General features: G+C 68.1%; 27 protein-coding genes. 14 read left to right on the top strand and 13 right to left on the bottom strand.

The window, feature by feature from the left end:
* From ABT313_RS07770 to ABT313_RS07730, 9 genes are all read left to right on the top strand, one after another.
* Nucleotides 1-1,227: a glycoside hydrolase family 3 N-terminal domain-containing protein gene (locus tag ABT313_RS07770; RefSeq protein ID WP_350849798.1), complete on the top strand. Its 1,227-nt coding sequence runs from the start codon at nt 1-3 to the stop codon at nt 1,225-1,227.
* Nucleotides 1,224-1,556 (top strand): YidH family protein, encoded by a 333-nt coding sequence (locus ABT313_RS07765; protein ID WP_350849796.1) that lies wholly within the window; start codon nt 1,224-1,226, stop codon nt 1,554-1,556. The genes ABT313_RS07770 and ABT313_RS07765 overlap by 4 nt, the downstream gene beginning before the upstream one ends.
* Nucleotides 1,553-1,861, top strand: coding sequence for a DUF202 domain-containing protein (locus ABT313_RS07760; RefSeq protein WP_350849794.1), 309 nt, complete (start codon nt 1,553-1,555; stop codon nt 1,859-1,861). The genes ABT313_RS07765 and ABT313_RS07760 overlap by 4 nt, the downstream gene beginning before the upstream one ends.
* 140 nt (nt 1,862-2,001) lie before the next feature.
* Nucleotides 2,002-2,634: a DUF47 domain-containing protein gene (locus ABT313_RS07755; protein ID WP_350849792.1), complete on the top strand. Its 633-nt coding sequence runs from the start codon at nt 2,002-2,004 to the stop codon at nt 2,632-2,634.
* Nucleotides 2,635-2,636: 2 nt separating this feature from the next.
* Nucleotides 2,637-3,635: an inorganic phosphate transporter gene (locus ABT313_RS07750; protein WP_350849790.1), complete on the top strand. Its 999-nt coding sequence runs from the start codon at nt 2,637-2,639 to the stop codon at nt 3,633-3,635.
* An 89-nt stretch (nt 3,636-3,724) separates the two neighbouring features.
* On the top strand, nt 3,725-4,930 hold the full coding sequence (locus ABT313_RS07745; RefSeq protein WP_350849788.1) for an inorganic phosphate transporter: 1,206 nt from the start codon (nt 3,725-3,727) through the stop codon (nt 4,928-4,930).
* Nucleotides 4,931-4,943: 13 nt separating this feature from the next.
* Nucleotides 4,944-5,177, top strand: a complete 234-nt coding sequence (locus ABT313_RS07740) for a hypothetical protein (RefSeq protein ID WP_350849786.1) — start codon at nt 4,944-4,946, stop codon at nt 5,175-5,177.
* 134 nt (nt 5,178-5,311) lie between these two features.
* On the top strand, nt 5,312-6,448 hold the full coding sequence (locus tag ABT313_RS07735) for an inorganic phosphate transporter (protein WP_350849784.1): 1,137 nt from the start codon (nt 5,312-5,314) through the stop codon (nt 6,446-6,448).
* Nucleotides 6,449-6,461: 13 nt separating this feature from the next.
* Nucleotides 6,462-6,695: a hypothetical protein gene (locus ABT313_RS07730; protein ID WP_350849782.1), complete on the top strand. Its 234-nt coding sequence runs from the start codon at nt 6,462-6,464 to the stop codon at nt 6,693-6,695.
* A 74-nt stretch (nt 6,696-6,769) separates the two neighbouring features.
* Here the strand turns inward: ABT313_RS07730 and ABT313_RS07725 are convergent, their stop codons facing one another.
* Together ABT313_RS07725 and ABT313_RS07720 are read right to left on the bottom strand one after the other, a co-directional pair.
* Nucleotides 6,770-7,294 (bottom strand): hypothetical protein, encoded by a 525-nt coding sequence (locus tag ABT313_RS07725; RefSeq protein ID WP_350849780.1) that lies wholly within the window; start codon nt 7,292-7,294, stop codon nt 6,770-6,772.
* A gap of 131 nt (nt 7,295-7,425) precedes the next feature.
* Entirely contained in the window at nt 7,426-8,172 is a 747-nt protein-coding gene (locus ABT313_RS07720) for a lysophospholipid acyltransferase family protein (protein WP_350849779.1), read from the bottom strand.
* A gap of 161 nt (nt 8,173-8,333) precedes the next feature.
* Here ABT313_RS07720 and thiC point away from each other — a divergent pair, with 161 nt between their 5' ends.
* The 3 genes from thiC to ABT313_RS07705 all read left to right on the top strand — a co-directional run bounded on the left by thiC (nt 8,334) and on the right by ABT313_RS07705 (nt 11,244).
* Nucleotides 8,334-9,956 carry a phosphomethylpyrimidine synthase ThiC gene (gene thiC, locus ABT313_RS07715; protein ID WP_350849777.1) on the top strand — a complete coding sequence of 541 codons (1,623 nt, stop codon included), beginning with the start codon at nt 8,334-8,336 and terminating at the stop codon, nt 9,954-9,956.
* Nucleotides 9,957-10,093: 137 nt separating this feature from the next.
* Entirely contained in the window at nt 10,094-10,693 is a 600-nt protein-coding gene (locus tag ABT313_RS07710) for a helix-turn-helix domain-containing protein (protein ID WP_350849775.1), read from the top strand.
* Entirely contained in the window at nt 10,690-11,244 is a 555-nt protein-coding gene (locus ABT313_RS07705) for a hypothetical protein (RefSeq protein WP_350849774.1), read from the top strand. The genes ABT313_RS07710 and ABT313_RS07705 overlap by 4 nt, the downstream gene beginning before the upstream one ends.
* 2 nt (nt 11,245-11,246) lie before the next feature.
* Here the strand turns inward: ABT313_RS07705 and ABT313_RS07700 are convergent, their stop codons facing one another.
* Complete coding sequence (locus ABT313_RS07700; protein ID WP_350849772.1) at nt 11,247-11,792, bottom strand: RDD family protein; 546 nt, start codon at nt 11,790-11,792, stop codon at nt 11,247-11,249.
* A gap of 6 nt (nt 11,793-11,798) precedes the next feature.
* On the bottom strand, nt 11,799-12,563 hold the full coding sequence (locus ABT313_RS07695) for an RDD family protein (RefSeq protein WP_350849770.1): 765 nt from the start codon (nt 12,561-12,563) through the stop codon (nt 11,799-11,801).
* Between the two features lie 82 nt (nt 12,564-12,645).
* Here ABT313_RS07695 and ABT313_RS07690 point away from each other — a divergent pair, with 82 nt between their 5' ends.
* Nucleotides 12,646-13,086, top strand: coding sequence for a DUF2752 domain-containing protein (locus ABT313_RS07690; RefSeq protein ID WP_242000622.1), 441 nt, complete (start codon nt 12,646-12,648; stop codon nt 13,084-13,086).
* A 39-nt stretch (nt 13,087-13,125) separates the two neighbouring features.
* On the opposite strand, the gene ABT313_RS07685 is transcribed toward ABT313_RS07690, so the two are convergent.
* Nucleotides 13,126-13,773 carry a hypothetical protein gene (locus ABT313_RS07685; protein ID WP_350849768.1) on the bottom strand — a complete coding sequence of 216 codons (648 nt, stop codon included), beginning with the start codon at nt 13,771-13,773 and terminating at the stop codon, nt 13,126-13,128.
* A 105-nt stretch (nt 13,774-13,878) separates the two neighbouring features.
* Here ABT313_RS07685 and ABT313_RS07680 point away from each other — a divergent pair, with 105 nt between their 5' ends.
* Nucleotides 13,879-14,448: a hypothetical protein gene (locus ABT313_RS07680; RefSeq protein WP_350849766.1), complete on the top strand. Its 570-nt coding sequence runs from the start codon at nt 13,879-13,881 to the stop codon at nt 14,446-14,448.
* Between the two features lie 64 nt (nt 14,449-14,512).
* Here ABT313_RS07680 and pstB read toward each other — a convergent pair whose 3' ends face one another.
* The 8 genes from pstB to ABT313_RS07640 all read right to left on the bottom strand — a co-directional run bounded on the left by pstB (nt 14,513) and on the right by ABT313_RS07640 (nt 23,884).
* Nucleotides 14,513-15,289 carry a phosphate ABC transporter ATP-binding protein PstB gene (pstB, locus tag ABT313_RS07675; RefSeq protein ID WP_350849764.1) on the bottom strand — a complete coding sequence of 259 codons (777 nt, stop codon included), beginning with the start codon at nt 15,287-15,289 and terminating at the stop codon, nt 14,513-14,515.
* A 21-nt stretch (nt 15,290-15,310) separates the two neighbouring features.
* Nucleotides 15,311-16,231, bottom strand: coding sequence for a phosphate ABC transporter permease PstA (pstA, locus tag ABT313_RS07670; protein ID WP_350849763.1), 921 nt, complete (start codon nt 16,229-16,231; stop codon nt 15,311-15,313).
* Nucleotides 16,228-17,247 carry a phosphate ABC transporter permease subunit PstC gene (pstC, locus tag ABT313_RS07665; protein ID WP_350849875.1) on the bottom strand — a complete coding sequence of 340 codons (1,020 nt, stop codon included), beginning with the start codon at nt 17,245-17,247 and terminating at the stop codon, nt 16,228-16,230. Before pstC ends, pstA begins: the two co-directional genes overlap by 4 nt.
* Nucleotides 17,248-17,572: 325 nt before the next feature.
* The gene (gene pstS, locus ABT313_RS07660) at nt 17,573-18,688 is read right to left on the bottom strand and encodes a phosphate ABC transporter substrate-binding protein PstS (protein WP_350849761.1); all 1,116 of its coding nucleotides are present in this window, start codon (nt 18,686-18,688) and stop codon (nt 17,573-17,575) included.
* A 219-nt stretch (nt 18,689-18,907) separates the two neighbouring features.
* Nucleotides 18,908-20,191, bottom strand: coding sequence for a hypothetical protein (locus tag ABT313_RS07655; protein WP_350849759.1), 1,284 nt, complete (start codon nt 20,189-20,191; stop codon nt 18,908-18,910).
* An 85-nt stretch (nt 20,192-20,276) separates the two neighbouring features.
* On the bottom strand, nt 20,277-20,750 hold the full coding sequence (locus ABT313_RS07650; protein ID WP_134105638.1) for a bifunctional nuclease family protein: 474 nt from the start codon (nt 20,748-20,750) through the stop codon (nt 20,277-20,279).
* Between the two features lie 137 nt (nt 20,751-20,887).
* Complete coding sequence (locus tag ABT313_RS07645) at nt 20,888-21,766, bottom strand: NUDIX hydrolase (protein ID WP_350849757.1); 879 nt, start codon at nt 21,764-21,766, stop codon at nt 20,888-20,890.
* A gap of 30 nt (nt 21,767-21,796) precedes the next feature.
* Nucleotides 21,797-23,884 carry an RNA degradosome polyphosphate kinase gene (locus ABT313_RS07640; protein ID WP_350849873.1) on the bottom strand — a complete coding sequence of 696 codons (2,088 nt, stop codon included), beginning with the start codon at nt 23,882-23,884 and terminating at the stop codon, nt 21,797-21,799.
* Between the last annotated feature and the right edge of the window lie 72 nt (nt 23,885-23,956).

The following is a 23,956-nucleotide window of genomic DNA, read 5'->3' as shown; positions in this document are numbered from 1 at the left end:
ATGAGACGACCGGTCGCGCTGATCGCGCTGACTGCTCTCGCGGTCGCCGGCTGCGGCGACAGCAACTCACCAACCGCAGGGCCGAGCACCGTGCCGTCCTCGTCGACGCCTGTCGAGCTGCCAAGCCAGGAGCCCAGCACTCCAGCGTCCGAGACCCCATCCCCGACGGCGTCCGACACGCCCACCGACTCGCCGAGCTGCATCGACCAGAAGCTGCAGAGCCTGACGCTGCGCGAACAGGCGGCCCAGCTCATCATGACCGGCATCGACGCGAGCGGTATGACGTCCGCCCAGAAGGCCGTCGTGCAGAAGTCCGGCAGCGTCTTCCTGATGGGCAGCAGCGGCAGCCTCGCCCATACTCACACCGCCATGAGCGCAGTGAACACGGCGGCCACAGTGAAGGGCATCAGGCCGCTCATCGCCGCCGACCAAGAGGGCGGCCAGATCCAGCGTCTCAAGGGCCCTGGCTTCGACCGCATCCCCGCAGCAACCGTCCAGGGCACCTGGTCCAGCTCCAAGCTGACCGCGCAGGCGCAGTCGTGGGGCAGCCAGCTGAAGCAGGCAGGCGTCAACGTCGACCTCGCACCGGTGGCGGACGTCGTGCCCAGCTCGCTGAAGTCGCAGAACGCCCCGATCGGCCAGCTCGACCGCGAGTACGGCAACACGCCGGCGGACGCGAGCCGCGGCGTACAGGCCTTCGTGCAGGGGATGCGTCAGGCCGGAGTCGCCACGTCGGTCAAGCACTTCCCCGGTCTCGGGCGGGTGCGCGGCAACACCGACTTCTCAGCGGGTGTCGTCGACAACGTCACGGTGCGCGGTGATGCCTACCTGCAGCCGTTCGCCGACGGGATCAAGGCCGGTACGTCGATGGTGATGATCTCGACGGTCACCTACACCAAGATCGATCCGAAGAACCGCGCGATCTTCTCGCCGACGGTCATCCAGGGCATGGTCCGCGGCGACCTGGGCTGGCAGGGCGTCGTGATCACCGACGATGTCGGCGCAGCAGCCGAGGTCGCATCGGTCCCCGCCGGCGCCCGCGCGACCCGGTTCGTGGCGGCCGGCGGGGACATCGTCATCAACGCCAAGGCCGGGCTGACCACGACGATGGTGAACGCCCTCGTCGCCAAGGCGCAGGAGGACAAGTCGTTCGCCGCGAAGCTGACGAGTAGCGTGCGGCGTGTGCTGACGCTGAAACAGGATCACGGCCTGGTGAGTTGCGGATGACGGAGGAGGAGCCCGACTACCGCTTCACGCTGGCGAACGAGCGCACCTATCTCGCCTACCTGCGGACGTCGCTCGCCTGCTACGCCGGTGGACTGTCCGCCGTGCAGTTCCTCGACCTCGGCCCGGATCGCTGGCCGGCCCGGATCATCGGCGTGATTCTGGTCTGCGCCGGGATCGTCACGACGGCCGGGGCCTTCCGCCGCTGGCAGCAGAACCTGATCGCGATCCGGCGCGGCGGCGCGCTCCCGGTCACCCGGCTGCCGTTGATGCTCGGGGCAACGATCGCGGTCGTCGGGCTGATCGGCCTGCTGTTCTCACTGTGGCGATGAGCACACCGGATCCCGGCCGGCAGCCGGAGCGGACCTTGCTCGCGTGGCGTCGTACGGCGCTCGGACTGATTGCCAACGGCATCCTGCTGCTTGCCTCCGGCCACGGTTCCTCGGACGTCCGCACCGGGCTCGGAATCGTCGTACTGGTGCTGTCCCTGGGCTGCTGGACCGCTGTCAGCGCCGTCTACCGCCGGACCGCGGGCGGCGCGACCCACTTCCTCGGCCACCAGAACGTACTGCGGGTCGCGGCCGGTCTGGTCCTGGTCGTCGGGCTCTTCGATCTGTACGCCGTGGTAACACGATGAAACCGATCGGTTACCGACTGTGCAACGCTGCGCGGCCCAGTTCATCAACACGCGATACGTTGCCCCGGGCGGATGCCGCATCGACCGGATGTTCCCCCTAGCATGTTCACGGTTTGTCCCTCGTTCACCCGGAGCTTGAAGTGCCGTTACGTCTGCGTCCGAACGACCCGACGTTCTACGACCTTTTCACCGAGTCCGCCAACCACCTCGTGGACGGATCCCGGATCCTGGCCGAATTGCTCGGCAGTACGGCGGGCACCGGGCTGTCCGCGAGCCATCAGATCGCCGCCCAGATGAAGGACGCGGAACACGCGGCCGACGAGACCACCCACTCGATCATCCGCCGGGTGAACTCGACGTTCGTCACCCCGTTCGACCGCGAGGACATCTACCGGCTGGCCTCCGACCTCGACGACGTGATGGATTTCATGGAGGAGGCCGTCGACACGGTCCACCTCTTCAACCTGGAGAAGTTGCCGGAGGAGATCGCCGAGCAGATCGAAGTACTCCAGCGGGCCGCTCAGCTCACCGCCGAGACCATGCCCCGGCTGCGGACCATGAAGGACCTGGCCGAGTACTGGATCGAGATCAACCGGCTGGAGAACACCGGTGACGCGGTCCACCGCAGGCTGATCGCGAAACTCTTCAGCGGTGACTACGACGCGCTCACCGTGATGAAGCTCAAGACCGTGGTCGACCTGCTGGAGGCCGCGATCGACGCGTTCGAGCACGTGGCCAACACGGTCGAGCAGATCGCCGTCAAGGAGAGCTGAGCGTGGAGCTCGCGCTCGTCATCGCAGTCGTAGTCATCGCGCTGTCGTTCGACTACACCAACGGCTTCCACGACGCCGCCAACGCGATCGCGACCTCGGTCTCGACCCGGGCGCTCACCCCGCGGGTGGCACTGGCGATGGCCGCGGTGTGCAACTTCGTCGGAGCGCTGGCCGGCACCGAGGTGGCCGAAACCATCGGCGAGGGCATCATCAGCATTCCGGCCGGCGAATCCGGCCTGGTGATCGTGATCGCCGCACTGCTCGGCGCGATCACCTGGAACCTGATCACCTGGCGCCTCGGCCTGCCCAGCTCCTCGACGCACGCGCTGATCGGCGGACTGGTGGGCGCCGGACTCGCCTCGGCGAGCGTCGTGCAGTGGTCCGGGATCGTCGACAAGGTCGTCGTTCCGATGGTGCTGTCGCCCGTGATCGGCTTCGCCGGGGCCTTCGTGCTGATGATCGCGATCCTCTGGATCTTCCGGCGGCGCAACCCGGGCAGGACGACACGAGGCTTCCGGATGGCTCAATCGCTGTCGGCCGCCGCGGTCGCGCTCGGGCACGGTCTGCAGGACGCGCAGAAGACGATGGGCGTGATCTTCCTCGCCCTGCTCGCCACCGGGCACGTGAACGAGAGCGACGGCATCCCGCTGTGGGTGAAGGTCTCCGCCGCGACCGCGATCTCGCTCGGCACCTACTCCGGTGGCTGGCGGATCATGCGGACCCTGGGCCGCCGGATCATCCACCTCGACCCGGCCCGAGGGTTCGCCTCCGAGTCCGTAGCGGCAGGAGTCCTCTACGTGATGGCGATCGGCCTGCATGCGCCGGTCTCCACCACCCACACGATCACGTCGGCGGTGATGGGTGCCGGTGCGACCAAGCGGCTGTCGGCGGTCCGCTGGGGCGTCGCCAGAGGCATCGTCACCGCATGGGTGCTGACCATCCCCGCCGCCGGGTTGGTGGCCGCACTCGTCTACGGCGTTGCGCATCTGATCTTGCAGTAAGTCGCAGCCGAGAGTTCATTTCGAATTCACCCACTAGGCCTACCGTCGATCGACGGTATCCGTCCGTCCGCCTAGGGGGAGTGATCGCGATGGACCTCTCGTTCCTCGTCGTCGTGGTGATCATCACCGCGTTGGTGTTCGACTTCACCAACGGCTTCCATGACACCGCCAACGCGATGGCAACATCGATCGCCACCGGCGCCCTCAGACCCAAGGTCGCGGTCGCTCTCTCCGCGGTGCTCAACCTGGTCGGCGCCTTCATCTCCACCGCGGTGGCCAAGACGATCTCGGGCGGCCTCGTCGACGACTCGAAGATCACCGTGCCGATCATCTTCGGCGGCTTGGTCGGCGCGATCCTGTGGAACGTGGTGACCTGGTACTTCGGCCTGCCGAGCTCCTCGTCGCACGCCCTGTTCGGCGGCCTGATCGGCGCCACCTGGGTCGCGGCCGGCCGCGACGCGGTGAACTTCCAGAACGTGGTGCAGAAGATCATCATCCCCGCGGTCGCCGCGCCGGTCGTGGCCGGCGGGGTCGCGCTGCTGGGCACCTTCCTGGCCTACAAGATCACCAGGCGGGCCCGGAAGACGTCTGTCCACGACGGGTTCAGGAGCGGTCAGATCGCGTCCGCGTCGATGGTCTCGCTCGCCCACGGCACCGGTGACGCGCAGAAGACGATGGGCATCATCACGCTGGTGCTGATCGCCTCGGGCAGCCTCACGAAGGGTTCGGGGCCGCCGCTCTGGGTGATCATCTCGGCCGGCCTGGCGATCGCCCTGGGCACCTACTTCGGTGGCTGGCGGATCATCCGGACGATGGGCAAGGGCCTGACCGACGTCGAGTCGCCGCAGGGCTTCGCCGCCGAGACCAGCTCGGCCTCGGTTCTGCTCGCCTCGGCCCACCTGGGCTTCCCGCTGTCCACCACCCAGGTCTGCTCCGGCAGCATCCTCGGCTCCGGCTTGGGCCGGCGTCGCGCACAGGTGCGCTGGTCGGTCGCCGGGCGGATCGCGATGGGCTGGCTGTTCACGCTGCCGGCCGCCGCGGTCGTCGGCGCACTGTCCGGCGAGGTCGCCAACTCGGGCAACGCCGGAGTCGTCGTTGTCGCGGTCGTTTCGGTCGCCGCGGCTGGTGCCATCTACGCCGCGTCCCGGCGCAAGCCGGTGACGGCGAAGAACGTCAACGAGTACCCGAGCCGCGCGCCCGCCACGCCCGCCACGCCCGCCACGCCCGCCACGCCCGCCACGCCCGCCACGCCCGCCACGCCGGCCGACCCGGCCGACCCTGCCGCGGCCGCCTGAGAGGAGTACGGCGATGCACATCAACTGGAACGCACTGAGTCATGTCGCTCTGGTCAGCCTGCTCTTCGGGGCCGGGCTGCCGATCCTGTTCGCATTCGGTGTGGCCGCAATATCACGGCGGGCGGTGGCGATCGAGGAGAAGAAGCCGCCGTCGGTCGTGGACAGTTCGGTGGCCGCGTTCTGCTTCGCGGCCTGTGTGGCGGCGGTGCTCTACGGGCTCTACCTGATGATCCCGCAGTTCCACTGACACAGGCACGACCGTGTACGGACTCGCACATCTGATCTTGCAGTAAATTCCCCGGATCCATTCATTTCAAATTCACTCACCGGGCCTACGGTCGATCGACGTTGCTGACCGTCCGCCTAGGGGATGTGATCGGGATGGATCTGTCGTTCCTTGTCGTCGTGGTGATCATCACCGCGTTGGTGTTCGACTTCACCAACGGGTTCCATGACACCGCCAACGCGATGGCGACGTCGATCGCCACCGGCGCACTGAAACCGAAGATCGCAGTGGCCATCTCGGCCGTGCTGAACCTGGTCGGTGCGTTCATCTCCACCGAGGTCGCCAAGACGATCTCGAGTGGGATCGTCGACGACACCAAAGTGACCGTGCCGGTGATCTTCGGCGGCCTGGTCGGCGCCGTGCTCTGGAACCTGATGACCTGGTACTTCGGCCTGCCGAGCTCGTCGTCGCACGCGCTGTTCGGCGGCCTGATCGGCGCGACCTGGATCGCCTCCGGGAGCAGCGCCGTGCACTTCACCACCGTCGTACAGAAGATCATCATCCCGGCCGTCGCCGCTCCGATCGTGGCCGGCGTAGTCGCGCTGCTCGGTACCTTCCTGGCCTACAAGATCACCCAGCGGTCGCGGCAGAAGTCGGTCAACGACGGATTCCGGGGCGGCCAGGTCGCGTCCGCCTCGCTGGTCTCGCTCGCCCACGGCACCGGTGACGCGCAGAAGACGATGGGTGTGATCACGCTGGTGCTGATCACCTCGGGCAGCCTGGCCCCGGGCTCAGCGCCGCCGGTCTGGGTCATCTTGTCCGCCGGTCTGGCGATCGCGGCCGGCACCTACCTGGGCGGCTGGCGGATCATCCGGACCATGGGCAAGGGCCTGACCGAGATCGAGTCGCCACAGGGCTTCTCGGCCGAGACCACCTCGACTGCGGTCCTGCTGGCCTCGTCCCACCTGGGCTTCCCGCTGTCCACCACGCAGGTCTGCTCGGGCAGCATCCTCGGCGCCGGTCTCGGCAAGCGGCTGGCCCAGGTGCGCTGGACGGTGGCCGGCCGGATGGCTGTCGCCTGGGTCCTGACTCTGCCGGCCGCCGCGATCGTCGGCGCGCTGGCCGGCCGGGTGGCCGCCTCCGGCACCCTCGGTGTGGTGATCATCGCGATCCTCGCGGTCGTGGCCGGTGGCGCCATCTACGTGGCGTCGCGGCGCAAGCCGGTGACATCGGAGAACGTGAACGACTACCCGAGCTCCACCCCGGCCGCCACCACGGCCGCGGCGGCCTGAGAGGAGTACGGCGATGCACATCGACTGGAGTTCACTCGGCCAGGTGGCACTGGCCAGCCTGATCTTCGGGGTCGGCCTGTCGGTCCTGTTCGCGCTCGGGGTCAGCGCGATGGCGCGGCGTGCGGTCGCGATCGACGAGAAGCGGCAGCCGTCGGTCGCGGACACCGGCGTCGCGGCGCTCTGCTTCGCGGCCTGCCTGGCCGCAGTGCTCTACGGGCTGTACCTGATCATCCCGCAGTTCCACTGAGACCTGTCCAACAGCAGCTCTGAGAGGTACGACGGGCGGTCTGGCGGCTGCCCGTCGTACGGCTTCTCAGAGGCTCAGCGGTTCCAGCGCCGGACCGACTTGGCCACGTCCTTGGCCCGGATCGAGCCGAGGTTGTACTCCCACGCGGCCAGCAGCCGGTCACCCAGCACCTCCGCGTCGAGGTACATCCGCGGCCGTACTGCGACTGCCCACGTCGCAGCGGCGGCGTGGCCCTGCTGATGCAGCAGGTGGTCCACCGTCGCCTCGATGCGGCCCACCTGCTCGTCCCGCAGGCCGTCACAGGCCCACTCCTGCAGGATCCTGGGGTCGTCGGCCGTCATCCGGGCCAGATAGGTCAGCGGGCCGCGCCAGAAGCCCCTACTGCCGATGCTGTCCAGCGTCTCGAGCGGGAACCAGCCGTTCTGGTTGCGCCGGCCGTTGACCGCGGACTCGATCTCGCGGGCACGATCCTGGTTCAGCCCGCGGATCGCCCAGTCGACGAAGAACGCCCCGGCGTCCGGGATGTGTTCGGCCACATGCGGCGCCGGTGTCATCGCGCCCGGGTCGAACAGATGCAGCTCTTCCGGTGAATCGAACAAAACCTTCCCCGCCCGCTCGTGTCCGCGGGCCATCGGCACCCGCCGCACAGGGACCCCCCAGGTTCCTGCTCTCTCAACGAAAGCCTTCGTACCCTCGTTCCGCCCCGAGGGTCAAGGTCCTGTCCGCCGTCTTAACGGCGTTTGGCAGCCCGGCGGGCGAGCTCCTCCTGGTCCAGTCGCTCGGCCTCGGCCGGGGTCGGCGCGCTGCCGCCGTACGACGCGGGCAGCCACCAGGCGCCGGCCGGCTGCTCCGGGTACGCGCGGATGGTCTCGTCGAGCATCCCGGCCATCGCGGACCGCAGTTGCGCGGTCGCCTCGGCCGGGTCGTCGTCCCGGGTCACGGTCATCGGTGCGCCGATGGTGATCGAGATCGGGCGGTGCCGGGAGAAGTCCCGCGGATGGTCCTTGGTGAGCATCCGCTGCGTGCCCCACAGGATCATCGGGACGACCGGTACGCCGGCTTCCGCCGCCATCCGGACCGTGCCGGACTTGAACTCCTTCAGCTCGAAGGAGCGGCTGATCGTGGCCTCCGGGAACACGCCGACCACCTCGCCCGCGGCCAGGTACTCCAGCGCCTGCTGGTACGACGCAGCGCCCGCGTCGCGGTCGACCGGGATGTGGTGCATCCCGCGCATCAGGGGGCCGGAGTACCGGTTGCGGAACAGCACCTCCTTGGCCATGAACCGGACCAGCCGCTTGCTCGGCAGAGCGCCGTACCCGCCGAGGACGAAGTCGACGTAGCTGATGTGGTTGAGCGCGATCAGTGCACCGCCGGTCCGGGGCACGTTGTCCGCACCGGTCACGCGGAGCTTGAGGTCGAGGACCTTGAACGAGGTCCGCGCGAAGGCGATGACAGGCGGATACACAAGGTCGCGCATCCCTAGACGCTACAGGCTTCGTCTAGAGTGCTGGTGACAACTTGAGATCGCGGGAGCTCGCACCGTAGTGGGCTGAGAGGGCGGCTGGACCAGGATCTGACCTGGCCGGCGCCGCCGACCGCCGAACCTGTCCGGGTAATTCCGGCGTAGGGAGCACCAGCATGGTGAATGTCAGCACGATCCGTCCGGCCGTCACCACGGGTCCGATCTCGGGCTCGGAGAAGATCTATCGCGGGGAGCTCGGCGTACCGGCTCGCCGCGTGCATCTGACCGACGGCGAACACTTCGACCTGTACGACACCTCCGGCCCGTACACCGACGCGTCGGCGCGGATCGACGTACAGGCAGGGCTGCCGGCGTTGCGGCGGGAGTGGATCGCCGGGCGTCCGGACCTGACCCAGCTCGGCCACGCGCGAGCCGGGACGATCACCGAGGAGATGCGGTACGTCGCCGTCCGGGAGGGCGTCGATCCGGAGTTCGTCCGCGCCGAGGTGGCGCGCGGGCGGGCGGTCATACCGGCGAACCGGCGGCACCCGGAGAGCGAGCCGATGATCATCGGCAAGAAGTTCCTGGTGAAGGTGAACGCGAACATCGGTAACTCCGCCGTCACGAGCTCGGTCGAGGAAGAGGTCGAGAAGCTGGTCTGGGCGACCCGGTGGGGCGCGGACACGGTGATGGACCTGTCCACCGGGAAGAACATCCACGAGACGCGGGAGTGGATCCTGCGGAACTCGCCGGTGCCGATCGGGACGGTGCCGCTGTACCAGGCGCTGGAGAAGGTGAACGGCGATCCGGCCGCGCTGTCGTGGGAGGTGTACCGCGACACGGTGATCGAGCAGTGCGAGCAGGGTGTCGACTACATGACCGTGCATGCCGGCGTACTGCTGCGGTACGTGCCATTGACCGCGCGGCGCATCACCGGGATCGTGTCCCGGGGCGGGTCGATCATGGCGGCCTGGTGCCTCGCGCATCATCAGGAATCGTTCCTGTACATGCATTTCGCGGAGTTGTGCGAGATCCTGCGCGAGTACGACGTGACGTTCTCGCTCGGTGACGGGTTGCGGCCCGGGTGCATCGCGGACGCGAACGACGAGGCGCAGTTCGCGGAGCTGCGGACGCTGGGTGAGCTGACCCGGATCGCCTGGGAACACGACGTCCAGGTGATGATCGAGGGTCCCGGTCATGTGCCGATGCACAAGATCGCCGAGAACGTGCGGCTCGAGGAGGAGCTGTGCGGCGAGGCGCCGTTCTACACATTGGGGCCATTGGCAACTGATGTGGCGCCCGCGTACGACCACATCACGTCGGCGATCGGCGCCGCCCAGATCGGCTGGCTGGGTACGGCGATGCTCTGCTACGTCACGCCCAAGGAGCACCTCGGGCTGCCGGATCGCGACGACGTGAAGACCGGCGTGATCACCTACAAGATCGCTGCCCACGCAGCGGATCTGGCCAAGGGGCATCCGGGTGCGCAGGCCTGGGACGACACGTTGTCCAAGGCAAGGTTCGAGTTCCGGTGGGAGGACCAGTTCAACCTCTCGCTGGATCCGGACACGGCCCGCTCGTTCCATGACGAGACGCTGCCGGCCGACCCCGCGAAGACCGCGCACTTCTGCTCGATGTGCGGGCCGAAGTTCTGCTCGATGCGCATCACCGCCGACATCCGCGCGTACGCCGAGGAGCACGGCCTCACCTCGACCGAGGCGATCGAGGCCGGCTTTGCCGAGATGTCGGAGACCTTCAAGGCCGCCGACCAGAAGCTGTACCTGCCGCTGGCCGACTGAGAACCCTGGTCCGGCCCGGTTCACCGTCCTCCCGGGCCGGACACGGGGAGTAATCGGGTGAAGCGATTCAGGTTTTGTCCTTCACTCTACGTGAATAAGACTGTAGCCTTAAGCCGTTCAGAAGGAGGTGCAGGGCGATGGTCTTCGTTCTCACGGTAGATCAGCGTGGCAGCCGAAGCACGAGCGATCTCGTACCCGAGCTACTGAACTCCCTGAACCGCCGCCCGCGCCGGTCCGGACTGCTGCGGAAGTTCGAGCGGACCGCCGGCGACGAGGTGCAGGGCGTGCTCTCCGAGGCCCGGCCCACCGTCGACGTGATCGTCGAGCTGCTCCGCGCGGACTCGTGGTACGTCGGCCTCGGGGTCGGCGAGGTGACCGAGCCGCTGCCCCGCAGTACCAGAGCCGGCAGCGGTGCGGCGTTCGTCTTCGCCCGCGAGGCAGTGACGCGGGCCAAGTCCAGCCCGCACCATGTGAACGTGGTCGGCGCGGACTCGCGGGTCGCGGAGCAGGTGGAGACGGTGCTGTGGCTGATGGCGTCCGTACTGCGGCGCCGGAGCGAGCGTGGATGGGCAGTGGCGGACCTGTTGGCCGAAGGACTCACCAGGCGGGAGATCGGCGTGAAACTCGGCATCAGCCAGTCAGCGGTGACCCAACGTGCGCAGGCGGCGGGGTTCGCCGAGGAGCAGCGCGGACGGGTGCTGGCCGCGGATCTGCTCGGTGCTGGAGCCGCTGCGTGACGGCGCTGGTTCTGTCGTTGACGGCTGCGGGTCTGATCCTCGCTGTGCTCGCCTGGGTGCCCAGATCCGGTTCCAACCTCGAGATCGCGATCAGTGGCGTCATGCTGGCCTGTCTGGCCGCTGTCGGCGTACTGCTGCTCTCAGGTCACGGAGTGGCCGGCTGGGCCGAGCGCTGGTGGAATGTGCTGCTCCTGCTCGCAGGAGGACTGGCGGTGACGGGCGGCGGTCCGCTGACAACCTCTGTGCTCGCCTTGGTCGACCGGAACAACACCAGAGCCCAGTCGACCCAGAAGGCCGGCGAGGTACTGCGTGGAGGCGCGCTGATCGGGTCCCTCGAGCGGACCGCGATCTACGCCTCGCTTGTAGCGGGCTGGCCGGAAGGCATCGCCGTAGTACTGGCGATCAAGGGCCTCGCCCGCTATCCAGAGCTCCGCAGTCCGGACCAGCCTGCGTCGGTCACTCCGCAGGCCGTCGCCGAGCGCTTCATCATCGGCACCTTCACCAGCGTCCTCTGGGCAGTGACCTGCGCGGGTCTACTGCGCTCACACTGACGTCAGCCGCGGATGACGATGTCGCCTGCGACCTTGTCGTGCCAGGTCTGGCGTTTGTCGTCCCACAGCGGCCAGAGGACGTTGAGGACGCAGAGCTGGTTGAAGATCTGGGCGCAGACCTCGCGGCCCAGGTTCTTGCCCATGCCGATCAGCTGACCGGAGTGCGCGTCCACGACGCGCAGTCCGGTCACCTTCTTCCCGAACGACTGGCCTGTGCGGCCCTGCTGGACGATGCGGTTCCACACCCAGATGCCGAAGGCCACCAGGAATCCGGCGATCATCGCGATCCCGCCGCCGGCGCCCAGTTCTTCCTGGTCGCCGTCGATCACCAGTGCGGCCAGCACTCCGGCGACCGACGGAATCGCCAGGATCAGCGCATCGACCAGTGAGGCGCCGACCCGGATCGGCCAGTCCGCCAACCGGCCGGGCGGCGCGTAGCCGTACCCGCCGCCCGGAAAGCCTTGCCCGTAAGGGTTGTAGCCCTGCACGGGGTACTGACCAGGCGGCGGGTACTGACCGTCGTACGGCCCTGAGGGAGGGGTGCTCACGGCAGGTCAGAGCTTGATGACGTAGGTGTTGTTGATCTTGTCGGCGAACGTCTGCCGCTTCTCGTCCCACAGCGGCCACAGGTAGCCGATGTAGCAGGCCGCGCCGTCGAGGATGTGGGTCAGCTGACGCAGGAACGTCTTGCCCGCACCGATCGGCTGACCGGTGTCGGCGCCGACGAGCTTCAGGCCGAGCACCTGCTTGCCCACGGTCTGGCCGGTGCTGCCCTGGCGGATCAGGATGTTCCAGATCGCCAGGCCGACGCCGACCAGGTAGAAGATCACGCCGATGATTGCGAGCGCGGAGTTGTTGGTGTTACCGGCGATCGCGGAGCCGATGCCGCTCGGCACGCCGATGATCAGCGCGTCGACGAACCACGCGCCGACCCGGTTCGGCCAGGCCGCCAGGTTGCCGGGGGTGCCGCCGAAGCCCGGCTGGCCGTACGGCCCGAAGCCCGGCTGCTGGCCGTACTGACCAGGCTGGGCGTACTGACCCGGCTGACCGTACTGACCCTGCTGCTGCCCGTACTGACCGGGCTGCTGGGGATAACCCGGCTGCTGCTGCCCATACTGGCCAGGCTGGCCGTACCCCGGCTGCTGACCGTAACCCGGCTGGCCGCCGTACCCGGGCTGCTGCCCGTACTGGCCCGGCTGCTGCCCCGGCTGACCGTACTGGCCGGGCTGGCCGTACTGACCCGGCTGCTGTGGGTCCTGCGGGCCGTAACCCGGCGGTGGCGTCGGAGTGCTCACGACGATCCCTTCTACTGAAGACATATTGAGGAGTGAGTTGCAGGCTACGGGTCCGACGGCTCAGACCCGTCCACGGATCCCACCGGTTGGGAGTTACCGTTGTGGGGTGAGCGTCTCGCAGAGCGTCGTACTCCGGCCCGCCGGTCCGGTCCAGCCGTTGGACCGTCGGGTGTGGGGCCTGTCCGCGGTCGGTGTCGGCGGGTTCGCGCTGGCCGGGCTGTACCAGCTGTCCGGCGACCGGATCGGCGTACCGTGCATCCTGCACGCCACCACCGGCCTGAACTGCCCGCTCTGCGGGTCGACCCGGATGGCAGCCGCCTTGCTCCGCGGCGATCTGGACGCCGCCTGGCACTTCAACCCCGTGATCCTGGTGCTCGGCCCACTCGTCGGTGTTGCCGTCGGCTACCAAGTGCTTGCCTGGAGCCTCGAATCGCTCCGGCTGGTGCGGCTGCCCAGGCTGTCGATGAGCCCGCGGGTCGCCGACTGGCTGATCAAGGGCGTCATCGCCCTGCTCGTCGTGTACGGCGTCGCCCGGAACCTGAACTGACGCCGTCGCGGGGCCGGGCCGGCCCCGCGACGAACGAGGTCAGTTGGACGCGAGTCCGATGATGTAGAACAGCAGCCCGAGGCCGGTCAGGGCGGCGCCGCCGATCCACGCGACCTTCGCCAGCGTGTCCGAGCGGCCCTGCTCACGGAACTTGCCCTGGGCAATCAGGCCCAGCACGATCGAGGCCGGCGTACAGATCACCAGGCAGACGATGCCGATGATCGCCAGCGTCTGCGGGGTGTTGTTCTGCGGTACGGCGCCGCCGCCGTACCCGTAACCGCCCTGCCCGTACGCGCCGTACTGGCCGGGCTGCTGACCGTAGGCACCCGGCTGCTGCTGTCCGTAACCGCCTTGTTGCTGGCCATAGCCCGGCTGCTGCCCGTATTGACCGGGCTGCTGCTGGCCGTAGCCCGGCTGCTGCTGCCCATATTGGCCAGGCTGACCAGGCTGCTGGCCGTACTGACCCGGCTGACCCGGGTACTGCTGCTGGCCGTACTGCCCGGGCTGCTGCTGGCCGTACTGGCCCGGCTGGGGCTGGCCGTACTGCCCCGGCTGCTCGGGCTGGCTCTGGCCGTACGGATTCGGCTGACCGTACTGGCTCGGCTGTTCACCCGGGGTCTCGGGAGTGTCCTGCGGCCGGTTCTGGTCGTTCTGGTCGTCGCCGGGAGGTGGCGTCGGAGTGCTCACCGCGGTTCCCTTCTGAGAACGTCGAGGAATCCCCGAAGGCTATCTTTTCCACAGGTTCGCGGTCACGTCCCCACTCCGGTCCGTGGAACCCTTAGGGTCTCGTCTGTGACTGAGACCCCTCGTGAACCCGCGCCCGGTCAGGGCCCTGGCGGCGATCCCGACCGCCATCTCCCGGTGCAGTACCCGACGCCGCCCACTTTCGAGGCCGCCCCACCAGCCCAGCCAGGTCCCTACGGGATGCAGCCGGGCGCGTTCCCGCCGCCGGTCGGCGGTCCGTACCAGCCGCAGCAGCCGTCGCAGCCCCAGCAGCCGCCGGGCGCGTTGCCGGCCGGTCCGGTGCTGGTGACGATCGGCGACATCTCCGTGGAACAGCAGCGGATCGTCACGCCGGCCGGCGTCCTGCCCACCCACGGGACGAACTGGTCGGCGATGGACATGTCGCGGACCGAGGAGAAGATCCCCGGCTGGGCGATCGTGCTGGCGATCATCTTCGCGCTGGCCTGCCTGCTCGGCCTGCTTTTCCTGCTCTGCAAGGAGCGCCGGACCACCGGCTTCGTCCAGGTCACCGTGCAGAACGGCAACCGCACCCACAACACCCACGTCGGCGTGAGTTCGCCGCAACAGGTGGCCGACGTCCTGGCCCGGGTCAACTTCGCCCGTTCGCTCTGCGTCTGACCCAGGTCTGAAACGCCGACGGCCGCCGTGACGAGCTCGTCACGGCGGCCGAGGGTAGCGCAGATCAGCCGAAGCGGCCGGTGATGTAGTCCTCGGTGGCCTTCTCCGACGGGTTGGAGAAGATCTGCTTGGTCGGGGCCATCTCGATCAGCCGGCCCGGCTTACCGGTCGCGGCCAGGTTGAAGAACGCGGTCTGGTCCGAGACCCGGGCCGCCTGCTGCATGTTGTGCGTGACGATGACGACCGTGAACTGGTCCTTGAGCTTCTCGATCAGGTCCTCGATCGCCAGCGTCGAGATCGGGTCCAGGGCCGAGCACGGCTCGTCCATCAGGATCACCTCGGGCTCGACCGCGATCGCCCGGGCGATGCACAGCCGCTGCTGCTGACCGCCGGACAGGCCCGCGCCGGGCTTGTCGAGGCGGTCCTTGACCTCGTTCCACAGGTTCGCGCCGTGCAGGGACCGCTCGACCACCTCGGTCAGCTTCTTGCGGTCCTTGACGCCGTTCAGTTTCAGGCCGGACGCGACGTTGTCGAAGATCGACATCGTCGGGAACGGGTTCGGCCGCTGGAACACCATGCCGACCACGCGGCGGACGGCGACCGGGTCGACCCCGGAGCCGTACAGGTCCTGCTGGTCCAGCAGCACCTTGCCCTCGACCCGGGCGCCGGGGATCACCTCGTGCATCCGGTTCAGGGTCCGCAGGAAGGTGGACTTGCCGCAGCCGGACGGGCCGATGAACGCGGTGACCGAGCGGGGCTCGACCGTCATCGACACGTCCTCGACGGCCTTGAAATCGCCGTAGTAGACGTTGAGGCCGCTGACCTCGATGCGCTTAGCCATATCGACTCAGAACCTCTCAGACTATTTCGACTTGATGGTGCTGAACCGGGCGACGAGCCGGGCCAGCACGTTGAGGACAAGGACCAGCAGGATCAGCGTCAGCGCGGCCGCCCAGACGCGGTCGTTGGCCGGCTGGAGCGCCATGTCGTTGCGGTCCTGGTTGATCATCGTCGGCAGCGCGCCCATGAATCCGCTGAACGGATTCAGGTTGATGTTCTTCGAGTAGCCGACCAGGATCAGCAACGGCGCGGTCTCACCCATCACGCGAGCCAGACCGAGCATCACGCCGGTGACGATGCCTCCGAACGCGGTCGGCACGACGACCTTCAGGATCGTCTTCCACTTCGGTACGCCGAGCGCGTACGACGCCTCCCGCAACTCGTCCGGTACCAGCTTGAGCATCTCCTCGGTGGACCGGAGCACAACCGGGAGCATCAGCAGTACCAGCGACAGCGACACCGCGAACCCGACCCGGTTGAAGCCGAGCACCGTGATCCACACCGCGTAGATGAACAGCGCGGCGACGATCGAGGGGACACCGGTGAGGACGTCGATCATGAAGCTGACCACCCGGGCGGCCCGGGTGCCCTTGGCGTACTCGACCAGGTAGACCGCGCCGAGAACCGCGATCGGGACCGCGATCACGGCGGTGATCAGGCCCATGATCAGTGTGCCCATGATCGCGTGGTACGCGCCGCCGCCTTCGCGGCGGACGGTGATGCCGCGCTGCGACTGACTCCACCAGTCGGCGCTCAGCAGCAGGTGGTAGCCCTTGGAAACAACGGTGTAGAGGATCCACAGCAGCGGGATCATCGCCAGCACGAACGCCAGCGTCACCAGCACAGTGGCCAGGGTGTTTCGGAAGGCGCGGGAGCCTGACTTGCCGGTCAGATCCAGCGCCTTGCCCTCGAACGCCGCCGTGTCGGCGGTCGCGGTGGTCATGATCCAGCTCCTTCGGCAGCAGTGGCGCCGGCCTTGCGGTTGCGGCGCGGCCGCTTCGAGCCCGGAGCGCTGCGCTCGACGATGATCCGGGCCGCGGAGTTGACCAGGAACGTGACGACGAACAGCACCAGGCCGGCCGCGATGTACGCGCCGGTCTTCTCCGGCGAGTCGAACTCGGCGGCGTTGTTGGCGATCTTCGAGGCGAACGTCTCGCCGCCGGCGAAGATCGACGAGTTCCACGGGTCGTTGCCGTTCGGCACCGACAGGATGATCAGGACGGCGACGGTCTCACCGAGCGCCCGGCCGAGGCCGAGCATCGAGGCGCTGACCACGCCGGAACGCCCGTACGGCAGGACCGCCATCCGGATCATCTCCCACTTGGTCGCGCCGAGTGCCAGCGCGCCCTCGCGGTGCGAGATCGGCGTCTGCGCGAAGATCTCCCGGCTGATCGCGGTGACCACCGGCAGGATCATGATCGCCAGTACGACCGACGCCGTGAAGACGACGCCGACGTCGCCGCCGGCCGGCGCCTTGAACAGCGGTATCCAGCCGAGCGCGTCCGAGATCCCGCTGATCACCGGACGCAGGATCGGGGCGAAGAACAGGATGCCCCACAGGCCGTAGATGATCGAGGGCACGGCGGCGAGCAGGTCGACCGCGTGCGCGACCGGGGAGGCCAGCCGCTTCGGGGCGTAGTACGTGACGAACAGCGCCACACCGATCGCGATCGGGACCGCGATGATCATCGCGATGATGGAGCTGATCAGGGTGGTGTAGAACAGGGCCGCGATACCGAACTGCGGGTTGTCGCCGCCGGGCTGCCAGATCCGGGAGAACAGGAAGCTGCTCTTGTCGTCGGCCAGTGCCGGAATGGCCAGTGCCAGCAGGAAGATGCCGACGAACGCGACGATCAGGACCACCAGGCCGCCGGATCCGCGGGCGAGCCCGCCGAACAGCCGGTCGCCGAGATGGCCGACCGGGCCGAGTTCCATCTTCTTGCCCGGTTCCGCCGGCATCGTGGTCGCGGGCTCGAGGCCGGACTCGGTCATGACTTCGGCGGGTTGCTGTGCCTCGTGCTCGGCGTGTTCCTCGGCCAGGCCCTCGAACCGCGGGGCCGGTCCCGCATCCTCGTGGACCAGGTCCTCGATCGCGGGATGTTCCTGTCCGGCGGCCGTGCCGTCCGGCCGGTCGGGCGGTGCCGTGCCGTCTGGACTACTCATCGATGGTGCTCCAAGCGCCTCGGTCGTGAATCTGTCACGTCTGGATCTGACGAGGCGAGCCCCGGCCGTCCTCCGATGAACAATCGGAACGCCGGGGCTCGCATCAGTTACCGCTTCGAGGTCAGCTGATCGCCTGGATAGCGGCCACGACCTTGGTCTGGATCTCGTCCGGGAGCGGCGCGTAGTTCAGGTCGGTCAGCGATGCCTGGCCGTCCTTGCTCGCGAAGTAGCTCAGGAAGCTCTTCACCATCGCGGTCTTCTCGGCCGTCAGGCCCTTGGTGCAGGCGATCTCGTACGTGACCAGGACGATCGGGTACGCGCCCGGGGCCTTGGTCGCGTAGTCCAGCTTCAGGGCCAGGTCCTTGCCGGACGCGTCGGCGGGCTGGGCCGCGGTCAGCGCCTTGCCGGCGGACTCGGCGCTCAGCTCGACCGGAGTACCCGAGCCGTTGTCGATCAGCGCGATGCCGAGCTTGTTGTCGATCGCGTACGACCACTCGTCGTAGGTGATCGAGTTCTTGGTGCTCTTCACGGCCTCGGCGACACCGGAGGACTTCTCCTTGCCGGAGCCGGTGCCGGCCCACTTCTTGGCGGGCTCCTTGGTCCAGGCGCCACCGCCGGCGGCCTTGAGGTACTTGCTGAAGTTCTCGGTGGTGCCGGACTCGTCGGAGCGGAAGAACACCGAGATCGGAGCCGACGGGAAGGTGACGCCCGCGTTCAGCTTGGCGATTGCCGGGTCGTTCCAGGTCTTGATCGTGCCGGCGAAGATCTTCGCCGCCGTCGGGCCGTCGAGGACCAGCTTGTCCACACCGTCGACGTTGTAGGCGATGGTGATCGGGCCGACCACCATCGGCAGGTCGATGGCCGGGTTGCCGCCGCAGCGCTTGGTGGCAGCGGTCATCTCGTCGGGCTTCAGCGCCGAGTCGGAGCCGGCGAAGTCGACCTGGTTCGCGTTGAACTGCTTGATGCCCGCACCGGAACCGGTCGGGTTGTAGTTCACCGTGACGTCGGCGCACTTCTCGTTGTACTTGCTGATGACTTCCTCGATGGCGTTCTTCTGCGCCGTGGAGCCTTCAGCGTTCAGAGTGCCCTGCGGGCAGTCTGCACCGGCGGACGACGTCGAGGAACCGGGGCTCGAGGAGCCGGACGGCTCAGGGTCACTGCCACAGGCGCTCAGAGCGAGAACGCCGAGGGATGCCACGGCGACGGAGCCGACGCGGAGCAGGCGATTGACGGACACGAGAGTGTTGCCCTTCTGCGGGAATCAGACTTCTTGAACTTCCACAGACGGTAGGGAGAGCAGGTGACCGACCGGTCCGTCGCTGGTGAACGAGCGGTGAACGGTTCCAGTAGCGTGTGCGACGCCCGGCATGCCGACAGGCAGCCATTAGGTGAACTGAGTTAAGAGCCGTCACTCTCCGTCGATGTAAACGGCTGTTGGCTCACGTTCCGGTAACGCTCAGCGCACTGTCAACGTGAACGATCGACTGCCTGTCGTCTGGATCGGCAGCCCGTAGTACGTCATCCCCGGGACGGCAACACGGTACTGCGTGGTCGTGCCGCGCCCGGCGGCCCGGATCGACATTGTTGCCTTACCTTTAACAACCGGCACGGTCAGCACGCTGCGCCAGTACTTGCCGTCCCAGCGCTGCAGCGCGCCCTTCACGGTCCCGCCCGGCTTCACATCGACGGTCAGCTTCACCATCTGACCGACCTGCGCGGTGGACACGTTGAACCCGGCAACAGCGAAGTTCGCCAGCGTGGGGATGTACTTCGTCCCCGAGGTCGCTAGCGCCGTGACGATCGAATAGCCGTTCCAGGCCGGGGCGTAGAAGCGATACTCCCGGCCGCCGACCGCGACCGGCTGTGCCTGGAACCCGGACAGGTCGTACGAGGTGTAGCGCCCGGCGTACTCCCACGGCTTGGCGGAGTTCGCCCTGGTCTGCATCGTGATCGGGATCCCGGCCCCACCGAACAGCCGGCCCTTGCCGCAGTTGCCCGGGTCGTCGCACAGCAGCGCGCCCGCGATACCGGAGATCGTCATCGGCTTGCCGAACACGCCGTACGCCGGTCCGGTTCTCAGGGCGAACTTCATATCCGTGTAGTAGACGTCGTCGGGTGACGCCCCGCCCCACTCGTTCGTCGCTATCGCCCTGACCGACTGCGGACGCGGGAGCGGCGGCACGACCGCCGTCGTGGTGCCGAACGGGTGCGCGAACCGCTCCGTCTTGTCGGCGGGGTCGGACCAGACCGTCACGACGACCTCGCCGACCTTGCCGACCGGCACGTCCAGCGGATCGCCCGGGGTGCTGTCCTTCGGAGCGGGTGGGGTGGTCCAGGTGAGCCGCAGCGAACCGTCAGCCTGCGGAACCGCGGCAGTCACGGTGGGTGCCCCGGGAATGGTCGTGTCGAACCAGGGGGAGTACGCGGCTGGACTGTCGCCTGTCGCGTCGGTCGTCAGGACGGCGACCCGCGCGATCTTTCCCCACTGGACGGCCCAGCGGTGGTTGAAGTCGTTGTCCTGCGTTGTGAACCATTCCGTCGGAGCCGTGCCGTCCTGGTACTCGATGCGCAGCTTGTTGGCAGCCCCGGCGTCCGTCCACGTCACCCGCATCAAGCTGGTCGCCGGATCCGACCAGCTGACCTGCACATCGGTCGGTGGCGCCGGTGCGGCGTGGGCGGTGGTGGTCTGGAGCGCGGCGAGAAGTACGGCGGCGGTCGCGGTCGCGACGGTTCTGCGCATGGCTGAGTCCCCCAGGTGAAGTCGCCTGGAGGTCACCCCTGCCACCAGTGCGAGATCGGATCGTAGCGCACGGTGGATGTGAGGGTCAGCTGGAGAAATCCTCCGGGGCGACGCTGTCGAGGAACTGACGGAAACGTTCGAGCTCGGCCTGTTCCTCTTCGGGGGTGGCGATACCGGCCTCGCGGAGTACCTGTTCGGTACAGCGGATCGGCGTACCGAGGCGGACGGCGAGCGCCACCGAGTCGCTCGGTCTGGCGGAGACGCGGGCGCCGTTGGCGAGCACGAGTTCGGCGTAGAAGACGGCGTCGCGCAGCTCGACGATCTCGACTGCCTCGATGTGGACGCCGAACGCCTCGATCAGGTCGCGCATCAGGTCGTGGGTGAGCGGCCGCGAGGGACGCAGGCCCTGCTCCTCGTACGCGATCGCCGTTGCTTCGACCGAGCCGATCGAGATCGGCAAGTAGCGGTAGCCCTCGGTCTCGCGCAGCATCATCACCGGGGCCCGGTTGGGCGATTCCATCCGGATCCCGATCAGTGTCAGTTCTCGCATCATCGTCATGGTGCGCCCCGAACCTCTCCTCAGACCGGCACCCGGTGGGGCGCCGGTTCCTCGGGTAGGAACATACCCGTCACCTCCAGTGTCACCCGGCCGCCCCGTCGGGTGTGCCTGGATCGTCACCGAGCCGTGTCGCAGAGCTACGGCGGACCGAAGCGTTCATGCACCAGACGGCCGTCGGCGAGCCGGTGAGCGACCAGGAACGACCCGGTGGAGAACTTGCCCACCTTGAGCCCCAGCTCCCGGGACAGCGCCGGCAGCACCGGCCGGTGCGAGCAGACGACCGTCACCTTGCCTGCTCGCCACACCCGCTCCGCCAGGCCGCGCAGGCAGTCCGGGTCAGCGTCGTACCCGCGCTCCGAGATCTCCGGCCACAGGTGGATATGCCGGTCGATAGAGGCGGCGTACGGCGTCACCGTGGCGACACAGCGCTCCGCGTCGCTGCTGATGAGCCGATTCGCGCCCAAAGCCGCCAGTACGTCGGTCAGCCGCTCCGCAACCGCCGCACCGTTGCTGGTGAGCGGGCGGATCGTGTCCTTGGCGTCCCAGTCCTTCCGCTTCACCGCCTCCGCGTGCCGGACCACCACGACTGTGGCCACCACGGGTACGGCGTGCTCCAGTCCGTCGAGGATGTCCACGTCGCGCGGGTAGCTGAGCTTGTTACGGGCCTTGTCGACCGGGAGCCAGCTGATCTCGTCGACCTCGTCGTTCGGCTCGAAGTCGCGGTCGTCCACCGGTACGGCGGACCAGTAGTGGACCAGCTTCTCCGCGGTCCCGCCGTTCTTGCGTACGGCGTACCGCTGCACGCCGAGCGGGGGACCGAGCAGGACCTGGACTCCGGTCTCCTCCTCGATCTCCCGGCGCGCTGCGATCAGCACGTGCTCGTGGGCGGTCAGCTTGCCTTTCGGGAGGGACCAGTCGTCGTACCTGGGGCGGTGCACCAACAGCACCTCACGGGTGTCGCGGCGCTCTCGCCAGACGACACCACCCGCGGCGATAACGGTCGCCGGGTTGCTCATACCTTCACCTTAGGAAATGTGCTCCGTCGGTCAGCTGATTGGATCGATCGCCCGGCGGCGTCCGCGTGTCGCGATCAGGCGCTCCTGCAGGTCGCGCAGCGGCTGGCCGTCCGGGCCGTTCAGTTGCGGATCCCAGCTGTCGTCCGCCTGCAGCCACCAGGAGCCGGTGGTGTCGTCCATCGCCAGGTCGAACATCTCACCCAGCTCGATCACGTGATCCGGCTCCCGCAGCTGCACGAGCACCTCGACCCGGCGGTCCAGGTTGCGGTGCATCAGGTCGGCCGAGCCGATCCACACCTCCGGCTCACCGCCGTTCTCGAACAGGAACACGCGGCTGTGCTCGAGGAACCGGCCCAGGATGCTGCGGACGCGGATGTTCTCCGACAGGCCCGGTACGCCGGGACGCAACGTGCAGATACCGCGGATCCACAGGTCGATCGGAACGCCGGCCTGGGACGCCCGGTACAACGCGTCGCACACTGCCTCATCGACCAGGCTGTTCACCTTGAACCGGATGCGCGCGGGGCGACCGGCCAGGTGGTGCTGGACCTCGCGCTCGATGCGCTCGAGGAGGCCCCGCCGTACCGACTGGGGGGCGACCAGGATCCGCCGGTAGCCGGCGCTGCGGCCGAAGCCGGACAGGTGGTTGAAGAGCAGTGCGACGTCCTCGGTGACCACCTTGTCGCTGGTGAGCAGGCCGAGGTCCTCGTACAGCCGGGCGGTCTTCGGGTGGTAGTTGCCGGTCCCGATGTGCGCATAGCGGCGCAGGCCGTCCGGCTCGTCGCGGACCACCATCGACAGCTTGCAGTGTGTTTTGAGACCGATCACGCCGTACACGACGTGGCAGCCGGCGTGCTCGAGCTGGCGGGCCCACTTGATGTTCGCCTGCTCGTCGAAGCGCGCCTGGATCTCCACCAGCACCAGGACCTGCTTGCCGGCCTCGGCCGCGTCGATCAGCGCGTCGACGATCGGCGAGTCACCACTGGTCCGGTACAGGGTCTGCTTGATGGCCAGTACGTGCGGGTCGGCGGCGGCCTGCTCGATGAAGCGCTGGACGCTCGTGGAGAACGAGTCGTACGGGTGGTGGACCAGCACGTCGCGCTGCTTCAGCGCGTGGAACATGTCGGCCGGGTTGGAGGTCTCCACCTCGGCCAGATGCGGATGCGTCGACGGGACGAACCCGGGGTACTTCAGCTCGGCCCGGTCCAGGCTGGCGATCGTGAACAGACCACGCAGGTCCAGCGGGCCGGGGAGCTCGAACACCTCGGACTCGGTCACGCCCAGCTCGGACAGCAGCAGCGCCTTCACCTGCGGGTCGATCGACTCCTCGACCTCGAGCCGGACGGGTGGGCCGAACCGGCGGCGCAGCAGCTCCTTCTCGAGCGCGGCCAGCAGGTTCTCCGCGTCGTCCTCTTCGACCTCGAGGTCCTCGTTGCGGGTCACCCGGAAGGTGTGGTGCTGGGTGACCTCCATCCCCGGGAACAGCTGGCCCAGGTGGGTCGCGATGACGTCCTCGAGCGGGACGAACCGGCCGTCGGCGACCTTCACGAACCGCGGCAGCAGCGGCGGCACCTTGACCCGGGCGAAGTGCTCGCCGCCGGTGTCGGGGTTGCGGACCACGACCGCCAGGTTGAGGCTCAGGCCGGAAATGTACGGGAACGGGTGTGACGGGTCGACCGCCAGCGGCGTCAGCACCGGGAACACGCGCTCCCGGAAGAAGCGGGTCATGTCCTCGCGTTCGCTGTGCTCCAGCTCGTCCCAGCGGAGGATCTCGATGCCCTGGTCGACCAGCGCCGGCTGGACGGACTTGCGCCAGGTCTCGGCCTGGCGGTCCATCAGCTCGCGGCTCCGGGCCAGGCTGCGGTCGAGGACCTCGCGGGGGAGCAGACCACTGGCAGCCCGTACTGCGACGCCGGCCGCGATGCGGCGCTTCAGACCGGCGATCCGGACCATATAGAACTCGTCCAGGTTGCTGGCGAAGATCGCGAGGAACTTGGCCCGCTCGAGCAGCGGGATCCGGTCGTTCTCGGCGAGCTCCAGGACGCGCTGGTTGAACGCGAGCCAGCTCAGCTCCCGATCCGAGAACCGGTCAACGGGAAGATCGCCGGCCGCACTGATGTCGTACGGCGGCTCGACGTCGTACTCCCGGTTGTGGGATGCCAGCAAGTCTCCAGCCACGCTGACCAGGAT

Source organism: Kribbella sp. NPDC000426, assembly GCF_040300265.1.
Lineage (GTDB): Bacteria > Actinomycetota > Actinomycetes > Propionibacteriales > Kribbellaceae > Kribbella.
This window is presented reverse-complemented; position numbering and strand designations above follow the sequence as displayed.

Coding starts and splice junctions, on each gene's coding strand:
- ABT313_RS07765 (WP_350849796.1), top strand. CDS start 1,224: ATGACGGAGGAGGAGCCCGACTACCGCTTCACGCTGGCGAACGAGCGC.
- ABT313_RS07770 (WP_350849798.1), top strand. CDS start 1: ATGAGACGACCGGTCGCGCTGATCGCGCTGACTGCTCTCGCGGTCGCC.
- pstA (WP_350849763.1), bottom strand. CDS start 16,231: ATGACCACCGCGACCGCCGACACGGCGGCGTTCGAGGGCAAGGCGCTG.
- ABT313_RS07730 (WP_350849782.1), top strand. CDS start 6,462: ATGCACATCGACTGGAGTTCACTCGGCCAGGTGGCACTGGCCAGCCTG.
- ABT313_RS07650 (WP_134105638.1), bottom strand. CDS start 20,750: ATGACGATGATGCGAGAACTGACACTGATCGGGATCCGGATGGAATCG.
- ABT313_RS07720 (WP_350849779.1), bottom strand. CDS start 8,172: ATGCGCGACCTTGTGTATCCGCCTGTCATCGCCTTCGCGCGGACCTCG.
- pstB (WP_350849764.1), bottom strand. CDS start 15,289: ATGGCTAAGCGCATCGAGGTCAGCGGCCTCAACGTCTACTACGGCGAT.
- ABT313_RS07655 (WP_350849759.1), bottom strand. CDS start 20,191: ATGCGCAGAACCGTCGCGACCGCGACCGCCGCCGTACTTCTCGCCGCG.
- ABT313_RS07710 (WP_350849775.1), top strand. CDS start 10,094: ATGGTCTTCGTTCTCACGGTAGATCAGCGTGGCAGCCGAAGCACGAGC.
- thiC (WP_350849777.1), top strand. CDS start 8,334: ATGGTGAATGTCAGCACGATCCGTCCGGCCGTCACCACGGGTCCGATC.
- pstC (WP_350849875.1), bottom strand. CDS start 17,247: ATGCCGGCGGAACCGGGCAAGAAGATGGAACTCGGCCCGGTCGGCCAT.
- ABT313_RS07760 (WP_350849794.1), top strand. CDS start 1,553: ATGAGCACACCGGATCCCGGCCGGCAGCCGGAGCGGACCTTGCTCGCG.
- ABT313_RS07745 (WP_350849788.1), top strand. CDS start 3,725: ATGGACCTCTCGTTCCTCGTCGTCGTGGTGATCATCACCGCGTTGGTG.
- ABT313_RS07645 (WP_350849757.1), bottom strand. CDS start 21,766: ATGAGCAACCCGGCGACCGTTATCGCCGCGGGTGGTGTCGTCTGGCGA.
- ABT313_RS07695 (WP_350849770.1), bottom strand. CDS start 12,563: ATGTCTTCAGTAGAAGGGATCGTCGTGAGCACTCCGACGCCACCGCCG.
- ABT313_RS07735 (WP_350849784.1), top strand. CDS start 5,312: ATGGATCTGTCGTTCCTTGTCGTCGTGGTGATCATCACCGCGTTGGTG.
- ABT313_RS07740 (WP_350849786.1), top strand. CDS start 4,944: ATGCACATCAACTGGAACGCACTGAGTCATGTCGCTCTGGTCAGCCTG.